Source organism: Bradyrhizobium sp. AZCC 1721 (assembly GCF_036924715.1).
GTDB lineage: Bacteria > Pseudomonadota > Alphaproteobacteria > Rhizobiales > Xanthobacteraceae > Bradyrhizobium.
Window position 1 is genome coordinate 442,131 of record NZ_JAZHSB010000001.1, and the last position, 16,662, is coordinate 458,792.

Consider the following 16,662-nt stretch of genomic DNA (forward strand, 5'->3'; position numbering starts at 1 on the left):
CTCGCTACCTTCCAAACAGCCGGTCCACCAGCCAGCCATCGAGTCCTGCAGCCGCCTCGGGGCGCGCATTTGGATTGGGGGGCGGCGCGGAGGTTCGTGCCGGCGCAGGCCGATATCCGCCGCCTGATGGGACCGGCGCGGACTGCGGCGGCTGTGCACTGACCTGCGACGCGGTCTGGAACATGTTCGACAAAAATCCGCCCCGCTGCGCGTTCGGCAGGCCTGCCACCGGCACGCCCTGATGCGCGGAGCGCATGAAGCGGGTCCACACTTCCACCGGCAGGCCGCCGCCGGTCGCCTTCTTGGTCGGCGAGTTGTCGTCATTGCCGAGCCAGACGCCGGTGACGAGATTGGCCGTGTAGCCGATGAACCAGGCGTCGCGGAAATCCTGGCTGGTGCCGGTTTTGCCGGCGGCCATCCAGCCCGGAATCTCCGCTTTCCGCGCGGTGCCCGAGAGCAACGTCTCCTGCATCATCGCGTTCATCATCGCGACATGGCGCGGCTCGATCACCTGCCCGAGCGGGTCGGCCGTGCGCCTGTACAGCACTTTGCCTTCGTTGGTGCGAATCTTCGTCACCACATACGGGGACACGCCGAGCCCGCCATTGGCAAACGGCGCGTAGGCGCCGACCAGCTCAACGACCGAGACTTCAGAGGTGCCGAGCGCAATCGAGGGATTGGCCTCGAGTTTTGATGAAATCCCGAGCCGGTGTGCGGTCCGCACCACGTTCTTCGGCCCCACTTCCAGGCCGAGCCGCACCGCGACCGTGTTGAGCGACATTGCCAGCGCCTGCGTCAGCGTCACCGAGCCGAAATATTCATGCGTATAGTTCTCCGGCCGCCAACCTTTCAGGTCGAGCGGCGCGTCCTGTCGGATCGTTTCCGGCGAAAGCCCGCCCTCGATCGCGGTCAGGTAGATGAACAGCTTGAACGCCGAGCCGGGCTGGCGTTTGGCGGTGACTGCGCGGTTATACTGGCTCTCGGCGTAGTTCCGCCCGCCGACCATGGCGCGCACCGCGCCGTCGGGCGTCATCGCCACCAGCGCGCCTTGCGTGACATGGAACTTCACGCTCTTGGCCGCCAGCTCGTCGATGATCGCGGCTTCCGCCACGCTCTGCAGCTTCGGATCGATCGTGGTCTCGACCACGATGCTCTGGTCGATCTGGCCGACGAGATCGTCGAGCACTTCGCCGATCCAGTCGGCGACGTAGTTGATGGTGCCGGCGCCGGCCGGCTTCACGTTGTAGGAGGGATGTCCGATCGAGGCCTTGGCCTGGGCGTCGCTGATGAACTTGGCTTCCGCCATCGCCGCGAGCACGATTCCGGCGCGCGCTTCCGCGCCTTCGGGGTTGCGGTTCGGCGCCAGCCGCGACGGCGACTTGACGAGGCCGGCCAGCATCGCGGCTTCCGCGACGGTGACGTTCTTCGCCGACTTGCCGAAATAGCGCTGCGCCGCGGCCTCGACGCCATAGGCGCCGGAGCCGAAATAGACGCGGTTCAGGTAAAGCTCGAGAATTTGGTTCTTGGAATGCTTGCGCTCCAGCCATAGCGCGAGCTCCACTTCCTGCAGCTTGCGCGCAATCGTCCGTTCCTGGGTCAGGAACAGGTTTTTCGCGAGCTGCTGCGTCAGCGTCGAGCCGCCTTGCGAAACGCCGCGATGCAGGATGTTGGCGACCGCGGCGCGTGCAATGCCCACGGGATCGATGCCGTAATGCGAATAGAAGCGGCGGTCCTCGATGGCGATGAACGCCTTCGGCAGGTAGGGCGGCAGATCCTTCAGCGCGACATTGGCGCCCGGCGCTTCGCCGCGCGAGGCCAGCACGCTGCCGTCGATGCCGACAATCTGGATGGTCGGCGGGCGCTTTGGAATTTCCAGCGACTGGATTGCCGGCAGATGCGCGCCGACCCAGACCACGACGCCGATGATCGCGATCGCCGCCCACAGGCCGAGCACCGCGCCCCAATAAACGAGACGGCCGAACCTGAAGCGGCGTTTCGAGCGCCGCTTCGCGCCGCTTTTGGCGCCACGCGGCTTGCGCTCGCGCGGCGGCTCGTCCTCGTCGTCTTCGTGCTTGCGCTTCGGCACTGGCTTTTTCGGTTCGTCGTCGTCGGTGGCAGCCGGAATGCGATCCTCGGGCGAGAGACGCAGCTCCGCGAGCGCTGCCGGAAGCCCGAACAGCGGCTCCTTGCGTCCGCCGCTCCTTTTCCGTCCCCACGCCATGCCAAACGCCGTTCACACCCGTCTCGCCGCACGCTAGCGGTCGCTGTTTAAGGGTCGGTTACGGAAAGGTTAATGCGGGATTAGGAGGTGCGGCGGGGCCGTATTAGGATTGACGCAAACGGCAGCGTTCTAAGGAGAAAGCGGCATGGGCCACATCGATCCCACCAAGGAAGTGTTCGCGCAATTCAAAGCCAATGACCGGCCGGGTCCGATCCACATGCTCAACCTCGTCCGGCTGCGCGTCGAGGCGGCCTATCCCGACGGCCGCAAGGCGACCGGCGCGGAAGCCTATGCTGCCTATGGGCGCGAAAGCGGCCCGGTGTTCGAACGGGTCGGCGGACGGATCGTATGGCAGGGCAGGTTCGAACTGATGCTGATCGGGCCGCAAGACGAGCGCTGGGACCATTGCTTCATCGCCGAATACCCTGATGTCGCAGCGTTCGCGGAAATGATCCGCGATCCCGTCTACCGCGAGGCGGTGAAGCACCGCCAGGCCGCAGTCGAGGATTCCCGCCTGATCCGCCACGCTGTGCTGCCGGCCGGCAAGACGTTCGGGGAGATTCCGAAATGAGTGCCCGTCCTACAAAAAATCGGCGGTCCCCGAAGGACCGCCGATCGCTCTTCCGCCGATCGTTCTCTTCGCTCAACGGGCCTAACCCGCCGCGCCCTTGTCCTCGAGGATCGGGCCGAACATTTCCCAACGCTCGCCGTTGAACTTCATCATCTGCAACTGCTTGTTGACGCGGTAGTCGGTCGGCGTGGTGCTGACCGAGATGCCCGGCAGCAGCAGGTCGAGCTGAACGTTCTTCAGGTTGGTGGCCTGTTTCAACACGTTCTCGCGGGTCAGATTGTCGCCGCATGCCTTGAGCACATGGATCAGCAATTGCGTGGTCATGTAGCCATAGGAGTTGAAGCTCGAATCCTTGTCGCCTTCAGGATAGTACTTCGCCATGAACTCGAAATACTTCTTCATGCCGGCGTCGTCCTTCCAGGTCGGATCGAGCGGATCCTTACCGTAGTTGACACTGATCACGCCCTTGGAAGCCTCGAGGCCTGCCGGCTTCATCACCGCGCCGACCGAGGTGGCGTTGATGTCGAGGATGTGCACCGGCTTCCAGTTGAGCTCGGCGATCTTCTTGATCGCCTGCGCCGCCTGCTTCGGTGTCGACGCCGAGAAGAACAAGTCCGCGCCGGCGTCCTTGATCTTGAGGATCTGCGAATCGATGGTCGGATCGGAGACTTCGTAGGAAGCTTCCGCCACGATCATCTTCGCCGCCTTGTCGCCGAGGCCGGCCTTGATGCCGTTCAGATAGTCCTTGCCGAGGTCGTCGTTCTGGTAGAGCACGCCGATCTTGGCGTTCGGATGTTCTTTCAGGATGTACTGGCCATAGATGCGCCCCTCGACGAAGTAGTTGGGGTTGAAGCCCATCGTCCACGGAAAATTCTTCGGATCGGTGAACTTCGACGCGCCGGTGGCCGCGAATAGCTGCGGCACCTTCTTCGCGTTCAGATACTTTTGAACCGCTGCGTTCGAGGGCGTACCGAGAACCTGGAAGGTGAGCAGCACCTCGTCGCTCTCGACCAGCTTGCGTACCTGCTCGACCGCTTTCGGCGGCGAATAGGCGTCGTCATACTGAATCAGATTGATCTTGCGGCCGTTCACGCCGCCCTGATCGTTGATCATCTTGATGTAGGCCGCCTGGGTCTTGCCGATCGTGGCATAGGAGGAGGCCGGTCCGCTGAATGGATTGGTCTGGCCGATCTTGATCTCGGTGTCGCTTGCGCCGGTGTCGTATTTTTTCTGCGCCGACGCCGTCGAGACCGACAGCGCAAGTGCGAGCGCCGTGCCGGTGGCCAGATGGAAAATACCCTTCCTCATAATGCTGCATTCCTCGTGTGTTTTATGATTGGCGCTGATCTGTCCGCCGGCCGGTCCGGCCGCACGGATGTCGTCGCTGCCACAATAGTGGCGGAAGCCATGTTGCAATGCAAGGCATCCAAAAGCCGGGTTTCGAGCGTCAGGTTCCGTCTGCTCAAAAAGAATCCATTGCTTGTGTCAGCCGCAAAATGATGCACGGCCACGCGGCCATTGCGTGGCCCAAACAAGCAAAGGCCGCCGGCATCGTGTGATGCCGACGGCTGCTGTCTTGAATCGGGGCAGGCGCTAACCGCTCGGTCCGGTATCCTCGATGATCGGGCCGAACAGTTCCCAGCGCTCGCCGTTGAACTTCATCATCTGCATCTGCTTATTGATGCGGTAGTCGGTCGGCGAGGTGTTGGTGACCATGCCGGGTAGCGACAGGCTGCCGGTGACGTTCTTCAGATTGGCGGCCTGCTTCATGATGTTTTCGCGCGTGAGGTTGTCGCCGCATTGCTGCAGGATCTTCACCAGCAATTCCGCGGTCCCATAACCGTAGACGTTGACGGTATTGAGCTTGTCGCCCTCCGGGTAATATTTGTCCATGAAGGCGAAATAGGCCTGGATGCCGGGATCGTCTTTCCACTGCGGATCGCCCGGATCCTTGCCGTAGTTGGTCGAGATGATGTCCTTGGAGATGTCGAGACCCGCCGGCTTCAGCGTCGCCGAAACCGGGCTCGCATTGATGTCGAGGATATGGACCGGCTTCCAGCCGAGGTCGGCGACCTTCTTGATCGCTTGCGCCGCAAATTTCGGCGTCGAGGCGTCGTAGAGCAGGTCGGCGCCGGCGGCCTTCAGCTTGACGATCTGCGAGTCGATGGTCGGATCGGTCAGCTCGTAGGAGACTTCGGCGACGATCATCGACGCGGCCTTGGAGCCGAGCCCTTCTTTCAGGCCCGTGACGTAGTCGCGGCCGAGATCGTCGTTCTGATACAGAATGCCGATCTTGGCGTTGGGATGATTTTGTAGAATGTATTTGGCGTAGATGCGCCCTTCCGACTGGTAATTGGGATTGTATCCCATCGTCCAGGGAAAGTTCTTGGGGTCGGTGAATTTCGAGGCGCCGGTCGCGGCGAGGAGCTGCGGCACTTTTTTGGCGTTGAGATATTTCTGCACGGCGGCGTTCGAGGGCGTGCCGATGATCTGGAAGGTGAACAGCACCTCGTCGCTCTCGACCAGCTTGCGCACCTGCTCGACGGCTTTCGGCGGCGAGTAGGCGTCGTCATACTGGATCAGGTTGATCTTGCGGCCGTTGATGCCGCCTTTTTCGTTGATCATCCTGAAATAGGCGGCCTGCGTCTTGCCGATGCCGGCATAGGCCGAGGCCGGGCCCGAGAACGGAACGGTCTGGCCGATCTTGATCTCGGTATCGCTCGCGCCGGTATCGTATTTCTTCTGCGCGTTGGCAGGTGAGGCCAGCGCGATCGCAACCGCCGTGCCTGCGATCAGACGAAGAACGCCACTTCTCATATAGCTGCTCCCTTCCCTTGATCTGCGACCGATGATCCTGTTCCGGTCATCCGTTCGGAAGGCCGGACGTCATCGTTGGGAGCAAGTGTGGCGGAACGGTTTTGCCAATGCAAGGCAGTACGGGGAGGCCGCTATGCCAGCCAGAGCAGCACCAAGGCGAGCGCCACGGGCGCCGCCTGCACGCAGAGGATTCGGCCAGCCGGCAGCGGAATTCGGGTGGACGCTAGCACGCTGCTGGTGAAAAGTGCGGGTCGCTTGCCGATATTTTGCAGGGATGACGATGCTGGAGAATTTCAACCTCGACCGCCTGCCAACGCCGATCGGCACGGCGCTATTGGTCACCGATGCGGACGGCCTGCTCCGCGCGCTGGACTGGGAAGACTATGAGCCGCGCATGAAGCAGTTGCTGCGTCTGCACTATGGCGCGGTGAATTTGAACAACGGGCGGGCGCCGCGCGGTTTGCGCGCCGCCTTGACCGGCTATTTCAAGGGCGACCTCGACCGCCTCGCGGCAATCGAATGGTGCGTCGCCGGCACGCCGTTCCAGCAGAAGGTCTGGAACGCGCTGCCGAAGATCGCGGCCGGGACGACGATGAGCTATGGCGCGCTCGCCGCAAAACTTCGGATGCCGCGCGCCGTGCGCGCCGTCGGCCATGCCAACGGATCGAATCCGATCAGCGTGGTCCTGCCCTGCCACCGCCTGATCGGCGCCAATGGTTCGCTGGTGAAGTACGGCGGCGGGCTGGAGCGTAAGCGCTGGCTGCTCAAGCACGAGGGCGTGGAGATTGCGCGCTCGGGAACAGGAGAGGCGGATCGGCTGGGCGCGTTGCGCTCGGCGTCGTCACCCGTTTCAAGTCAATCGGGGTCACGGGGCGCGTTTCGCATGTCGCGAAGGATATAGATGAATACAATCAGCAGAGGCCCCCACGCCAGTAACGCGCCCACCAGCATCGCATTTACTGTTGCCATGCTGGCTCCTCCGCGATCACCGGCACGATAGATGGTCTCTGTGCGCCGCAGATTCCGGCACCTGGTAGAGCCACTTCCAATAGGTCCGGTTGCGCTCCAGTTGACGCTTGTAGATCTCGCGGCACTTCGACGAACAAAACTGCTGGAAGTACCAGCTACGCCGGACCAGCCCGAAGGGGCGCTTGCATTCCGGATTTCCGCAACAATTTTTCATGACGCAATCTCCGCATCGGCACGCCGTAACCAGCGAATGAAACTCTCGTGGCCCTTGTCGAGACAGAAGCGCCCGCAGTAGCGCTCGCGCGCTGGATTTCGCAGAGAGATGATTTTGGGGCCTTCGCTGTCACACTCGGAGCAACGCGGTTCTGTACGCATGGCGACCTCCTTCCGGGGAATTGCCATTTTCCGATCAAAATGTGTGATGCTTTGCGCCCTTCGTTTCTCGAAGGGTGATGCGAAGTCTGGCGTGGTCGGGGCTTGTCTGCAATTCGTCCAGATGTTTGGCGAGATCATCCTTACGTATGCTGGCTCGCCCTGGAGCGTTTTCCAGCGAAGTGGACACCGGTTCGCGTCAAGAAAACGCGTCAAGACAAGAATCTAGAGCCCGGTTCTGATTCAATCAGAACCGAGAGGCTCTAGGGACGGATCGGTTCATTTGGTTGCCGCCGCGCCATTTGGCGCCAGCGCGGCTTCGAGGCACTTGATCAGCGCTTCCCCATCGCACGGCTTGCTCAAGAAGCAGGTCGCTCCCGCCTTCATGGCCCGGGCGCGGTCGCTTTCGACCGAAAAGGCCGTGACGAATATGAAGGGAAAGCGATGGCCGGTGGCGAGTAGATGAGCTTGCAGCTCCAGCCCGCTCATGGCGGGCATTCTGACATCCGTTATCACGCACGAAGTGTCATTCAGATGCGGCGATTGCAGGAACTCCTCGGCCGATGCAAATGAATGGACGACGTAACCAAGCGACCTGACGAGATTATGGGTCGCGGCGCGAACCGACCCGTCGTCGTCGATGATTGATATGGCCCGATTGGACAAGGCGATCCTTTATCTGGAGACGACCAGAGGATGTCTTTTGCTGTGCCGCCGCGTCTTGGGAGAGTGCGCTGCAAATCAGCGAGGGAAAATCATACTTAGGTTTGCGACCGGCCGGATGCAGGCCCGGTCCCGAGTAGCTCGGCCATCCGTACCAGATCGGGCAGCGACTTCGCTCCCATTTTCCGCATGATATGCCCGCGATGTATCTTCACGGTGATCTCCGCCAGGCCGATTTCGGCTGCGATCTGCTTGTTCATGAGCCCCGACGTCACCAGCGCCATCACCTGCCGCTCGCGGGGAGTTAGTGTCGCGAAAAGCGCTTGCAGCTCCGAGAGAACCATCGCTTCGCCGCGGCTGTTGCGGTCGCGCTCGATTGCCGCGGTTACGGCATCCAGCATGTCCTGATCGCGGAATGGCTTGGTCAGAAAATCGACGGCGCCGGCCTTCATTGCGCGAACCGTCATCGGAATATCGCCATGACCGGTCATGAAGATGATCGGAATGTGAATGTCGGCCTTGGCCAGTTCGGCCTGAAAGTCGAGGCCGCTCAGCCGGGGCAGCCTGATGTCAAGAATCAGGCAACTGGGGGCATTCGGAAGCTTGTACTGCAGAAACTCGTGAGCCGAACCGAACACCTCGACGCGCAATCCCACGGAGCGAAAGAGATTGCTCAGTGACTCACGTACCGATGCGTCGTCGTCGATGACGAACACGACCGGTTCCTCGACGCTTGCGAGGCTGGAAGGCGATGCCGGCCGCGCGTTCACGCTGCATCCTCCTGAGTTAACGGCAAGGTGAACTGGAATGTCGCGCCAGGGCCGGCATTTCCGGACGCGGACAGCCGCCCACCATGAGCGCCGATGATGGAGCGGCAGATCGACAGGCCCATTCCCATGCCGCTGGATTTGGTGGTGAAGAAGGCGTCGAACAGCCGGCCAGCGTTCTCGGCTGCGAGGCCAACGCCGCAATCCTTCACCGTCACCACGATCTGCCCGTCTTCGTCCTGGCCTGTCCGGATCACCAGTTCCCGCGGCCGGTCCGTGACCGGCTGCATCGCCTCGATGCCGTTGATGACCAGGTTGAGAATGACCTGCTGCAACTGGACCCGATCGGCGATGACCAGCGGCAGGTCGGGGGAGAGCTCCAGCCGCAGCGATACCTGGTGGATGAGCAGTTCATGCTGCACCAGGCTGGTGACCTCGTTGATGACATCGTTAATGTGAAGCGCTGCCTTCTGATCGGTCGCCTTGCTCACGAGCGCGCGGACGCGCTGGATCACTTCGCCGGCACGATTGCCGTCCTTGATGATCGCCTCCACGGTCCCGCGCGCTTCCTTCAGGTCGGGAGGCTCGCGGTCGAGCCAGCGCCGGCATGCGGCGGCATTGGTGACCACGGCAGCGAGCGGCTGGTTCACCTCGTGGGCGATCGAGGCGGCAAGTTCGCCAAGCGCAGTCACGCGCGTGACATGCGCAAGCGTCGCCTGCGCTTCATGCAATTCCATCTCGGCTCGCTTGCGCGCCGTGATATCGGTTACCGCCCCAACGAATTCGATGCTGCCAGATGCATCCTTCACCACATGCGCGGTGGCGTGGACATGCTTGATCGATCCATCGGGCATCAGCAATCGATAGCTATGCGCGAAGCCTTTGCCCTCGCTGGACGCGCGGTCGATGGTCCGTTGCACGCGTCCGCGATCGTCCGGATGAATGCGTTGAATGACGGTGGCGAGCTTGACGGAGGGGGCCTTTCTGAAGCCAAATATTCTGAACGTCTCTTCCGACCAGATGATTTCGCCGCTGGCGACGCGCAAGCCGAAGCTGCCGGTGTGGCTCAATCGCTGGGCTTCGGCCAAATACATTTCGCTCTGCCGCAGCGCATTTTCAGCCTGCTTGCGCTCCGTGATGTCCTCGCACGCGATCAGGACGATTAATCGGCCGTCCAGCCGCCGCACGGCCTTGGCGTTCTCCCGAACCCAGAGGGTTGAGCCGTCCTTGCGAACCTTGCATATCTCCCAACTGTGGGTCTCGCCGATATTCTCCAGGCATATGGCGACGTTGCTCTGGGCGGCGGGTTGCTCTTCGGCCGGAAAGACTTTCAGCACGGATTTCCCGAGCAATTCGCTGACGGAGTAGCCAAGTTGTGCGGCGCCGAATGTATTGACGGACAGTACGGTCCCCGTCGCATCGACCATGAAGTACATCACCGGGTTATGCTCGAACACCTCCCTCCATTGCGCCTCGCTGTGGCGCAGCGCCTCGATCGCGCGCGCTTCGGCGCTCAGTCGGCCCTCAAGCACGGCTTCCACCTGCCGTCGGGTACGCCCCACCAGGCCCATCATGACCAATGAGGCGGCAAGCGAAGCAATCAGCAGCACGAACGCAATGAAATGAGGCGCGGCCATCGGTACTGGGCCGAGCAGCAGCCAGATTCCGGCCACCGCTCCCAACGCCAGCGCCATGCTGCCGAGCAGCCATTGCTCGGCCGAGCTCCCGGACTTTATCGTCGGCTTACGCACCATCAGCACTGACACTCGGCCATCCCGAGCGGCGCTGCGTCGCCAGGTGTTCGCGACCATTAGCGGCGACAACGTCGCCCTCCTAACGGGCTGGATACTAGCAGCTTTTCGGATTTCCGGCGGGTAAAATCGGCTGATCATCCGCGGCTCTTTAACGTTCGGGCGGGCGATCTTTCGTGGGCGAGGGCCAGATTGCGATCCTAAACCTCGGTATGATCCGCCCAACCGAATGGAATGTTTGGATCAACCTCCGTTCAATGGTCCGCTCCCCCTCGACGGTTACGCTGATTGGCTATCCGGATGGCGGCAGAGCGCAGGTTTTGCCATGCGGGAAGAGTGTTACGGAAAGGCCCAACGACCTGACCCCTTGCCGGCCTGTCGCCGTGGTCAAACCCGCTTCGTTGGGGATCACCGACCGAACTCAGGGGATTGATATGCCGAAAGCACATTTGCATTTGATCCGTTGCTCTGACGACATCGAACCCGCAACAAATCGCCGCGACCGCAGGTTTCAGCCTATCGTTATCGATGGAGGCAGGCGAGCAAATGTCGTCCCGGTGGAGAACCCGTGGGAACGCCTATTTGACCTGTTCGATCTGGGCATCCTGATTGCGCAGGCAAGCTATCTTACCTTCGTCGCGGCGAGCTTGGCCGCACTCGAGTCTCACGCTCGGACCGCGGCAGAACGGACTACTTAGCAGCGCAGCGTGGGCAAAGGCGCGCATGCGCCGTGCCCACCATCTCTCGGCGATCGCACTTCTCTGATGCGCGGTCGTCCCTGCGAACGCAGGGACCCATAACCACCGCACTTCGTTGTTGAAGCAAAGCCGTCTCGCCGTGTGCCATTTCCGCGGGCCGCGGCGTATGGGTCTACGTTCGCAGGGACGACAGTCGAGTATTGCGTTGCTACTTAGCCGTCATTGCGACCCCCGTTGGCTCGCAATGACGGCTGGACCGCCGCGAGAGCAATGGCACATCACGCCGCCGGCTTGGCGACGTTGTCTTCGGCAGAGAGCAGATGAAGCAGCGCGCTCTTGATCGCGGCCTGCCGGGTCGGCGCGTTGATCTGGGCGCCGAGCAAATCGGTGACGTAGAACACGTCGCGGGCGCGTTCGCCGAAGGTCGCGACATGGGCGGAGGCGATGTTGAGGTTGAGCTTCGAGATCGCGGTGGTGAGCTGATACAGCAGGCCCGGGCGATCGAGGCCGGAGACCTCGATCACGGTGTAGCGATCCGACCACTGGTTGTTGATGATGACCTCGGGCTCGACCGCGAATGCACGCACCTTGCCGCGGTTGGCGGCCTTGCGTGCCACCACTTCGGGCAACCGCAATTTGCCTTCGAGCACGTGCTCGATCATCTCGCCGATCCGGGTCGCTCGCCGTCCCTCGTCCTCGTCTCGGTCGTATTCCCTTGATATCGCGATGGTGTCGAGCGCGCGGCCGTCGGTCGTCGTATAGATCTGCGCGTCCACGATGTTGGCGCCGGCAGACGCGCAGGCACCCGCAATGATCGACAGCAGCCACGGATGGTCGGTGGCCAGTATCGTCAATTCGGTGACGCCGCGCGCCTCGTCGAAGCCGACATTGATCGCGAGTTGGTGCCCGGCCTGTTCGCTGGCGCGGATAAAGCGCGCCTGGCGGATTTTTCGCTGCAGATCGACCTTGAGCCAGTAGGCGGGATAATGCCGCGCAATGTAGGCATTGAGCTCCTCCTCCGGCCATTCGGTGAAGGCGGCGCGGAATTCGGCCTGCGCCACCGCGATGCGCTGGGCGCGGTTCACTTCCGAGAAGCCGCCGGTCAGGACCGGCTCGGTTTCGTAATAAAGCGTGCGCAGCAACTGCGCCTTCCAGCCGTTCCACACCCCGGGGCCGACGCCCCGGATGTCGGCGGTGGTCAGGATGGTCAGAAGCTTCATCTGTTCGACGGATTGCACGACGGCGGCAAAATTCTCGATCGTCTTGCGGTCGGAGAGGTCGCGCGACTGCGCCACCGTCGACATTGTCAGATGCTCTTCGATCAGCCAGGCCACCAGCTCGGTGTCGGCGGTGTTGAAGCCGAGCCGCGGGCACAGTCGCCGCGCCACCCTGGCGCCCGCGATCGAATGATCCTCCGGGCGGCCCTTGGCGACGTCGTGCAGCAGGGTCGCGACATAGATCACCGCGCGATGCTCGGGCTGGATCTTGCGGAACAGGTCGCTGGCGACCGTGAACTCGTCATTGCCGCCGCGCTCGATCTCCTGCAGGAAGCCGATGCAGCGGATCAGATGCTCGTCCACCGTATAATGGTGGTACATGTTGAACTGCATCATCGACACGATCTTGCCGAAGGCGCGGATGAAGTGACCGAGCACGCCGGTCTCGTTCATCCGCCGCAGCACGGTCTCGGCGTCGTTCGACGTCAGGATCTCCATGAACAGCCGGTTGGCTTCCGGATTTTCGCGGAGCTGGCTGTTCACCAGTTTCAGCGAGCGCGTCACCGTCCGCATTGCGTCGGGATGGAAGGCGAGGTTGTTCTTCTGCGCCAGATGGAAGATGCGGATCAGGTTGACCGGGTCGTGCTTGAAGACGTCGGGCGCGGCGAGATTGATGCGGTTGTTGTCGATGATGAAGTCGTCGCTGTCGGGCACCCGCCGCCGCTTGGGGGCCGGCCGCAGCCGCGCCACCATCCGGCTCAGGACCGGCGCGGGCTTGGCCTGCTCCTCTTCCAGCTTGGCGCACAGGATCGCCGTGAGGTCGCCGACGTCCTTCGCCACCAGGAAGTAGTGCTTCATGAAGCGCTCGACATCCTGCATGCCGGGGTGCGAGGTGTAACCGAGGCGGACTGCGATCTCGCGCTGCATGTCGAACGACAGCCGCTCCTCGGCGCGCCCCGAGACGAAATGCAGATTGCAGCGCACCGACCACAGGAAATCGGCGCAGCGGCGGAAGGTGCGGTATTCCTGCGCGTCGAACACGCCGCGCTCGACCAACTCCCCGGTCTCGCGCACGCGGTAGACGTATTTGGCGATCCAGAACAGCGTGTGCAGGTCGCGCAAGCCGCCCTTGCCGTCCTTGACGTTGGGCTCGACCAGATAGCGCGATTGCCCGGCGCGGCGGTGTCGCTCCTCGCGCTCGGCGAGTTTGGCGGTGACGAATTCGGCAGCCGTGCCCTGCACGACGTCCTTGTCGAACCGGGCGACGAGTTCGTCATAGAGCGGCCGGTCGCCGGTCAAGAACCGCGTCTCCAGGATCGCGGTGCGGATCGTCATGTCGCCGCGCGCCTGGCGGATACACTCATCGACCGAGCGCGTGGCGTGGCCGACCTTCAATCCCATGTCCCACAGGCAATAGAGAATGGCTTCGGCGACCTGCTCGCCCCAGGCGGTCTGCTTGTAGGGCAGGATGAACAACAGATCGATGTCGGATTCCGGCGCCATCAGGCCGCGGCCGTAGCCGCCGGTGGCGACGACAGCCATGCGCTCGGCGCCGGACGGCACGTGCGAGCGATAGAGATGGCGCGTCGCGGCCGCATATAGGATGCGGATGATTTCGTCCTGCATGAAGCAGAGCCGCTCCGCGCAGCGGCGGCCATGGCGATCCTTCAAGAGGACGGCCTGCGCGGTGGCGCGCGCCGCGATCATCTCGGCCTTGAGCAATTGCGCCAGCGCCGAGCGGAACACGTCCTCGCGGCCGGCATGTTTGTCGGCCAGCGCATCGACCGCTGCGGTGATCCGCGCGGTATCGAAACGGTCATCCGCCCCGGCGCGGTCCTCTGTCACGATGCTGTCCATGATCTCCCCGATATCGGACGGCGCAGGGGCTGTCACGGGCGATTGTACGGTCAACGCAAAGCTATGCCGCCGCCTCGGCGAATGCCAGCCATAACCCGTTGGAAAAGTGGGGATTTCCGATGGAGCATGCGGGCAGCCACGAGGGTGTGTGATGACAGCGCGTCGATAGCCCAGTATATCCGATGCACAAAAAAATCCGGGAGTAGAAAATGGACGCCGCCGAACTCCGAGCGATGCAGGCCCCGATCAAGGAACGCTACAAGTCCGATCCCTCGGCCGCGGTCATTACCCTCAAAGCCAAAGGCTCGATCGACCAAGAAGGCATCGCCTGCAAGGTCGAGACCGGCCGCGCGCTGGCAGTTGCGGGGCTGCACCCCGCCACCGGCGGCTCCGGCCTGGAACTCTGCTCCGGCGACATGCTGCTCGAAGCCCTGGTCGCTTGTGCCGGCGTGACGCTGAAGTCGGTTGCCACCGCCACCGATATTCCCCTGAAGACCGGCAACGTCATCGCCGAAGGCGACCTGGATTTCCGCGGCACGCTCGGCGTCGACAAGGAGGCCCCGGTCGGCTTCGAGGAGATCCGCCTGCGCTTCGAGGTCGCAACCGACGCACCGCAGGACAAGCTCGATCTGCTGCTCAAGCTGACGGAGCGCTATTGCGTGGTCTACCAGACCATCAAGAACGGCCCGAAAGTCTCGGTGTCGATGAAGCGGGTGTGAGGCACATTGCTCGACGTCGTCCCTGCGAACGCAGGGACCCATAACCACCGAAGTCCATTGGTGAGGAAGTAGAAGAGCCGCACCGCCCATAATCGAAACGCCGCGGCGTATGGGTCCCTGCGTTCGCAGGGACGACAGGTAAATGTCCCCCGAACTCGCCTTCCTCCTGACGCTCGGCCTGCGCATGGCGATCACCGCGGCATTCGTGGTGACGGCTTCCATCGTCACCGAACGCTCGGGCCCCGTCATCGGCGCGCTGATCGCGACGCTGCCGATCTCGGCGGGGCCGTCCTACGTATTCCTCGCGCTCGATCATGACGCGGCCTTCATCGCCGAGGGCGCGCTGGCGAGCCTGCCGATCAATGCCGCGACGATCTTCCTCGGGCTGACCTACGTCGTGCTGGCGCAACGCCACGGCGCGCTGCTCAGTTGCCTTGCGGCGGTCGCCGTATGGCTCGCGTTCGCCGCGATCATCCGCTCGGTGCAATGGTCGCTCGCCGGCGGTCTGATCGTGAACGCCATTGCGTTTGCCATCTGCGTCCCGCTGCTTGCCCGCTACCGCCACGCCAAAATGCCGCCGATCCGGCGGCGCTGGTACGACATTCCGCTGCGCGCCTCGCTGGTCGCAACCTTGGTGGCGACGGTGGTCACGACATCTAGCTGGGTCGGTCCCAAGATCAGCGGCATGATCGCGCTATTCCCGATCGTGTTCACCTCGATGATGCTGATCCTGCATCCGCGCATCGGCGGCCCGCCGACCGCGGCGGTACTCGCCAACAGCGCCTGGGGCTTGATCGGGCTCGGGATTGCGATTGCGGTGCTGCATGTCGCGGCACTGCGGTTCGATTCGGCGGTTGGGCTGAGTCTCGCGCTGGCGACATGCGTGGGGTGGAATCTCAGTTTGTGGTGGCTGGGGCGGAGGAAGGCATTGCGAACTTAACTGTGCTCCGCCTGGGAGTTCGATGTCCTCGGATGTCTCAACAGGAAGTCTGCTCTCGATCGCACCAGCGAACTCCGATCTGTCACCAGATGGGCAATGAGCGGTCCCTCGTCAGGTATCTCTGATCGCACAGCGATCATCGCGTCTGCGGCGACCTTCCTCACGAAGGGTGATTTGTCACGGATGCCTGTTTCGACGAAGTCGGCAGGAGGACGATCTCTCTGAATGGTCCGCGTGCGCAACACCGGCGTACGTCGTCGCAAGCCGTATACCTTGTCGACCCAGGTCCATTCGAAGCCGACGGGCCAGATAGCCTTACCGGAAATTAGACAGCGGTAGGCGGTCGCTCTGACGGATGGTTGCGCGGCCGCCTTTGCCAGCCGCGGGAGGTGCTGATCCATGCCGGGATATCGCAAGGCATGGCGAAGACAGGCTGCGAGAGGACCGGTTGACTGCTTCTGCAGGCGTGTCGCCAAGGCGGCAAGGACGTCATCGCGCGTAAGCACCAGATCGAGGATATTTGCCTCATCACGCCACCGGCCCCAGACAAAGCGCCGCTCGAGCAGGTATACGGCCGCATCCGCCGCAACGGCTGCTGCGAGATCAAGCGCGATACGCTTGACGCACCGCTTCGCGGCCTGACGAACTGGTTCAGCCCAGTCGTTCAGTCGCCACGCCAAAGCCGCAAGGAAGAATGGCGAGGTCGGTGGTGTGGTTATGTGGTTGAGCGCCGCCTCCCTGAGGTAACCACTTGGGTGGAACAGGAATAACCACGCAAGATCCGCATTTGCGGCCAGCAATTCTCGGTCAGATGGAAACGGGAGAGACGATTTCGGCCAAAACCGGTCTCTGACCTGTTGGAAAAAGAGGATTGCTCGGTGAGTTGGGATGACTTGCCGTGGCCGCTTATCCGGCTGCCACCAGCCAAGACCTGCGTGGGTCGCGATTTCCCGGCTGGCTCGTACGACAAGATGTGCCGGCAGCGCTGCGAGTTCGGTAAGGATGTCGTCCAATTCGCGATTGGTCGGCGGTCGCGTGGCAAGAGCGGCAAGCTTGGCCGAAAGCGATGGCGAGAGGATGGGGCGGGCAGGCGATGACAT

Annotated in this window: 13 protein-coding genes and 1 pseudogene; 6 read left to right on the forward strand and 8 right to left on the reverse strand. The window is 62.6% G+C overall.

All coding sequences use genetic code 11. The annotated features are described in order from the left end of the window. Positions 1-4: 4 nt before the first annotated feature. Entirely contained in the window at positions 5-2,221 is a 2,217-nt protein-coding gene (locus tag V1273_RS02105) for a transglycosylase domain-containing protein (RefSeq protein WP_334408563.1), read from the reverse strand. 145 nt (positions 2,222-2,366) lie between these two features. Between V1273_RS02105 and V1273_RS02110 the strand changes: the two genes are divergently transcribed. After that, positions 2,367-2,792 carry a DUF1330 domain-containing protein gene (locus tag V1273_RS02110; protein WP_334379506.1) on the forward strand — a complete coding sequence of 142 codons (426 nt, stop codon included), beginning with the start codon at positions 2,367-2,369 and terminating at the stop codon, positions 2,790-2,792. Between the two features lie 81 nt (positions 2,793-2,873). Here the strand turns inward: V1273_RS02110 and V1273_RS02115 are convergent, their stop codons facing one another. Continuing rightward, the gene (locus V1273_RS02115) at positions 2,874-4,100 is read right to left on the reverse strand and encodes an ABC transporter substrate-binding protein (protein WP_334366030.1); all 1,227 of its coding nucleotides are present in this window, start codon (positions 4,098-4,100) and stop codon (positions 2,874-2,876) included. A gap of 107 nt (positions 4,101-4,207) precedes the next feature. Here V1273_RS02115 and V1273_RS02120 point away from each other — a divergent pair, with 107 nt between their 5' ends. After that, complete coding sequence (locus V1273_RS02120; RefSeq protein WP_334408565.1) at positions 4,208-4,351, forward strand: hypothetical protein; 144 nt, start codon at positions 4,208-4,210, stop codon at positions 4,349-4,351. Between the two features lie 34 nt (positions 4,352-4,385). Here the strand turns inward: V1273_RS02120 and V1273_RS02125 are convergent, their stop codons facing one another. Continuing rightward, the gene (locus V1273_RS02125; protein WP_334408566.1) at positions 4,386-5,609 is read right to left on the reverse strand and encodes an ABC transporter substrate-binding protein; all 1,224 of its coding nucleotides are present in this window, start codon (positions 5,607-5,609) and stop codon (positions 4,386-4,388) included. A 274-nt stretch (positions 5,610-5,883) separates the two neighbouring features. Between V1273_RS02125 and V1273_RS02130 the strand changes: the two are divergent. After that, positions 5,884-6,396: pseudogene (locus V1273_RS02130) on the forward strand (methylated-DNA--[protein]-cysteine S-methyltransferase); the annotation flags it as partial. An 833-nt stretch (positions 6,397-7,229) separates the two neighbouring features. Here V1273_RS02130 and V1273_RS02135 read toward each other — a convergent pair. From V1273_RS02135 to V1273_RS02145, 3 genes are all read right to left on the reverse strand, one after another. Then, on the reverse strand, positions 7,230-7,616 hold the full coding sequence (locus V1273_RS02135) for a response regulator transcription factor (RefSeq protein ID WP_334366032.1): 387 nt from the start codon (positions 7,614-7,616) through the stop codon (positions 7,230-7,232). A gap of 95 nt (positions 7,617-7,711) precedes the next feature. Beyond that, on the reverse strand, positions 7,712-8,383 hold the full coding sequence (locus tag V1273_RS02140) for a response regulator transcription factor (RefSeq protein WP_334366033.1): 672 nt from the start codon (positions 8,381-8,383) through the stop codon (positions 7,712-7,714). Continuing rightward, positions 8,380-10,146 (reverse strand): PAS domain-containing sensor histidine kinase, encoded by a 1,767-nt coding sequence (locus V1273_RS02145; protein ID WP_442894053.1) that lies wholly within the window; start codon positions 10,144-10,146, stop codon positions 8,380-8,382. The genes V1273_RS02140 and V1273_RS02145 overlap by 4 nt, the downstream gene beginning before the upstream one ends. A 161-nt stretch (positions 10,147-10,307) precedes the next feature. Here V1273_RS02145 and V1273_RS02150 point away from each other — a divergent pair, with 161 nt between their 5' ends. Then, positions 10,308-10,829, forward strand: coding sequence for a hypothetical protein (locus V1273_RS02150; RefSeq protein WP_334408567.1), 522 nt, complete (start codon positions 10,308-10,310; stop codon positions 10,827-10,829). A 278-nt stretch (positions 10,830-11,107) separates the two neighbouring features. On the opposite strand, the gene V1273_RS02155 is transcribed toward V1273_RS02150, so the two are convergent. Beyond that, positions 11,108-13,903 (reverse strand): [protein-PII] uridylyltransferase, encoded by a 2,796-nt coding sequence (locus tag V1273_RS02155; RefSeq protein ID WP_334408568.1) that lies wholly within the window; start codon positions 13,901-13,903, stop codon positions 11,108-11,110. Between the two features lie 209 nt (positions 13,904-14,112). Here V1273_RS02155 and V1273_RS02160 point away from each other — a divergent pair, with 209 nt between their 5' ends. Together V1273_RS02160 and V1273_RS02165 are read left to right on the forward strand one after the other, a co-directional pair. Beyond that, positions 14,113-14,622, forward strand: a complete 510-nt coding sequence (locus tag V1273_RS02160; RefSeq protein WP_334366038.1) for an OsmC family protein — start codon at positions 14,113-14,115, stop codon at positions 14,620-14,622. Positions 14,623-14,764: 142 nt separating this feature from the next. Continuing rightward, positions 14,765-15,562, forward strand: coding sequence for a hypothetical protein (locus V1273_RS02165; RefSeq protein WP_334408569.1), 798 nt, complete (start codon positions 14,765-14,767; stop codon positions 15,560-15,562). On the opposite strand, the gene V1273_RS02170 is transcribed toward V1273_RS02165, so the two are convergent. Continuing rightward, positions 15,559-16,662, reverse strand: a complete 1,104-nt coding sequence (locus tag V1273_RS02170; protein ID WP_334408570.1) for a hypothetical protein — start codon at positions 16,660-16,662, stop codon at positions 15,559-15,561. The two genes, V1273_RS02165 and V1273_RS02170, sit on opposite strands and share 4 nt — an antisense overlap.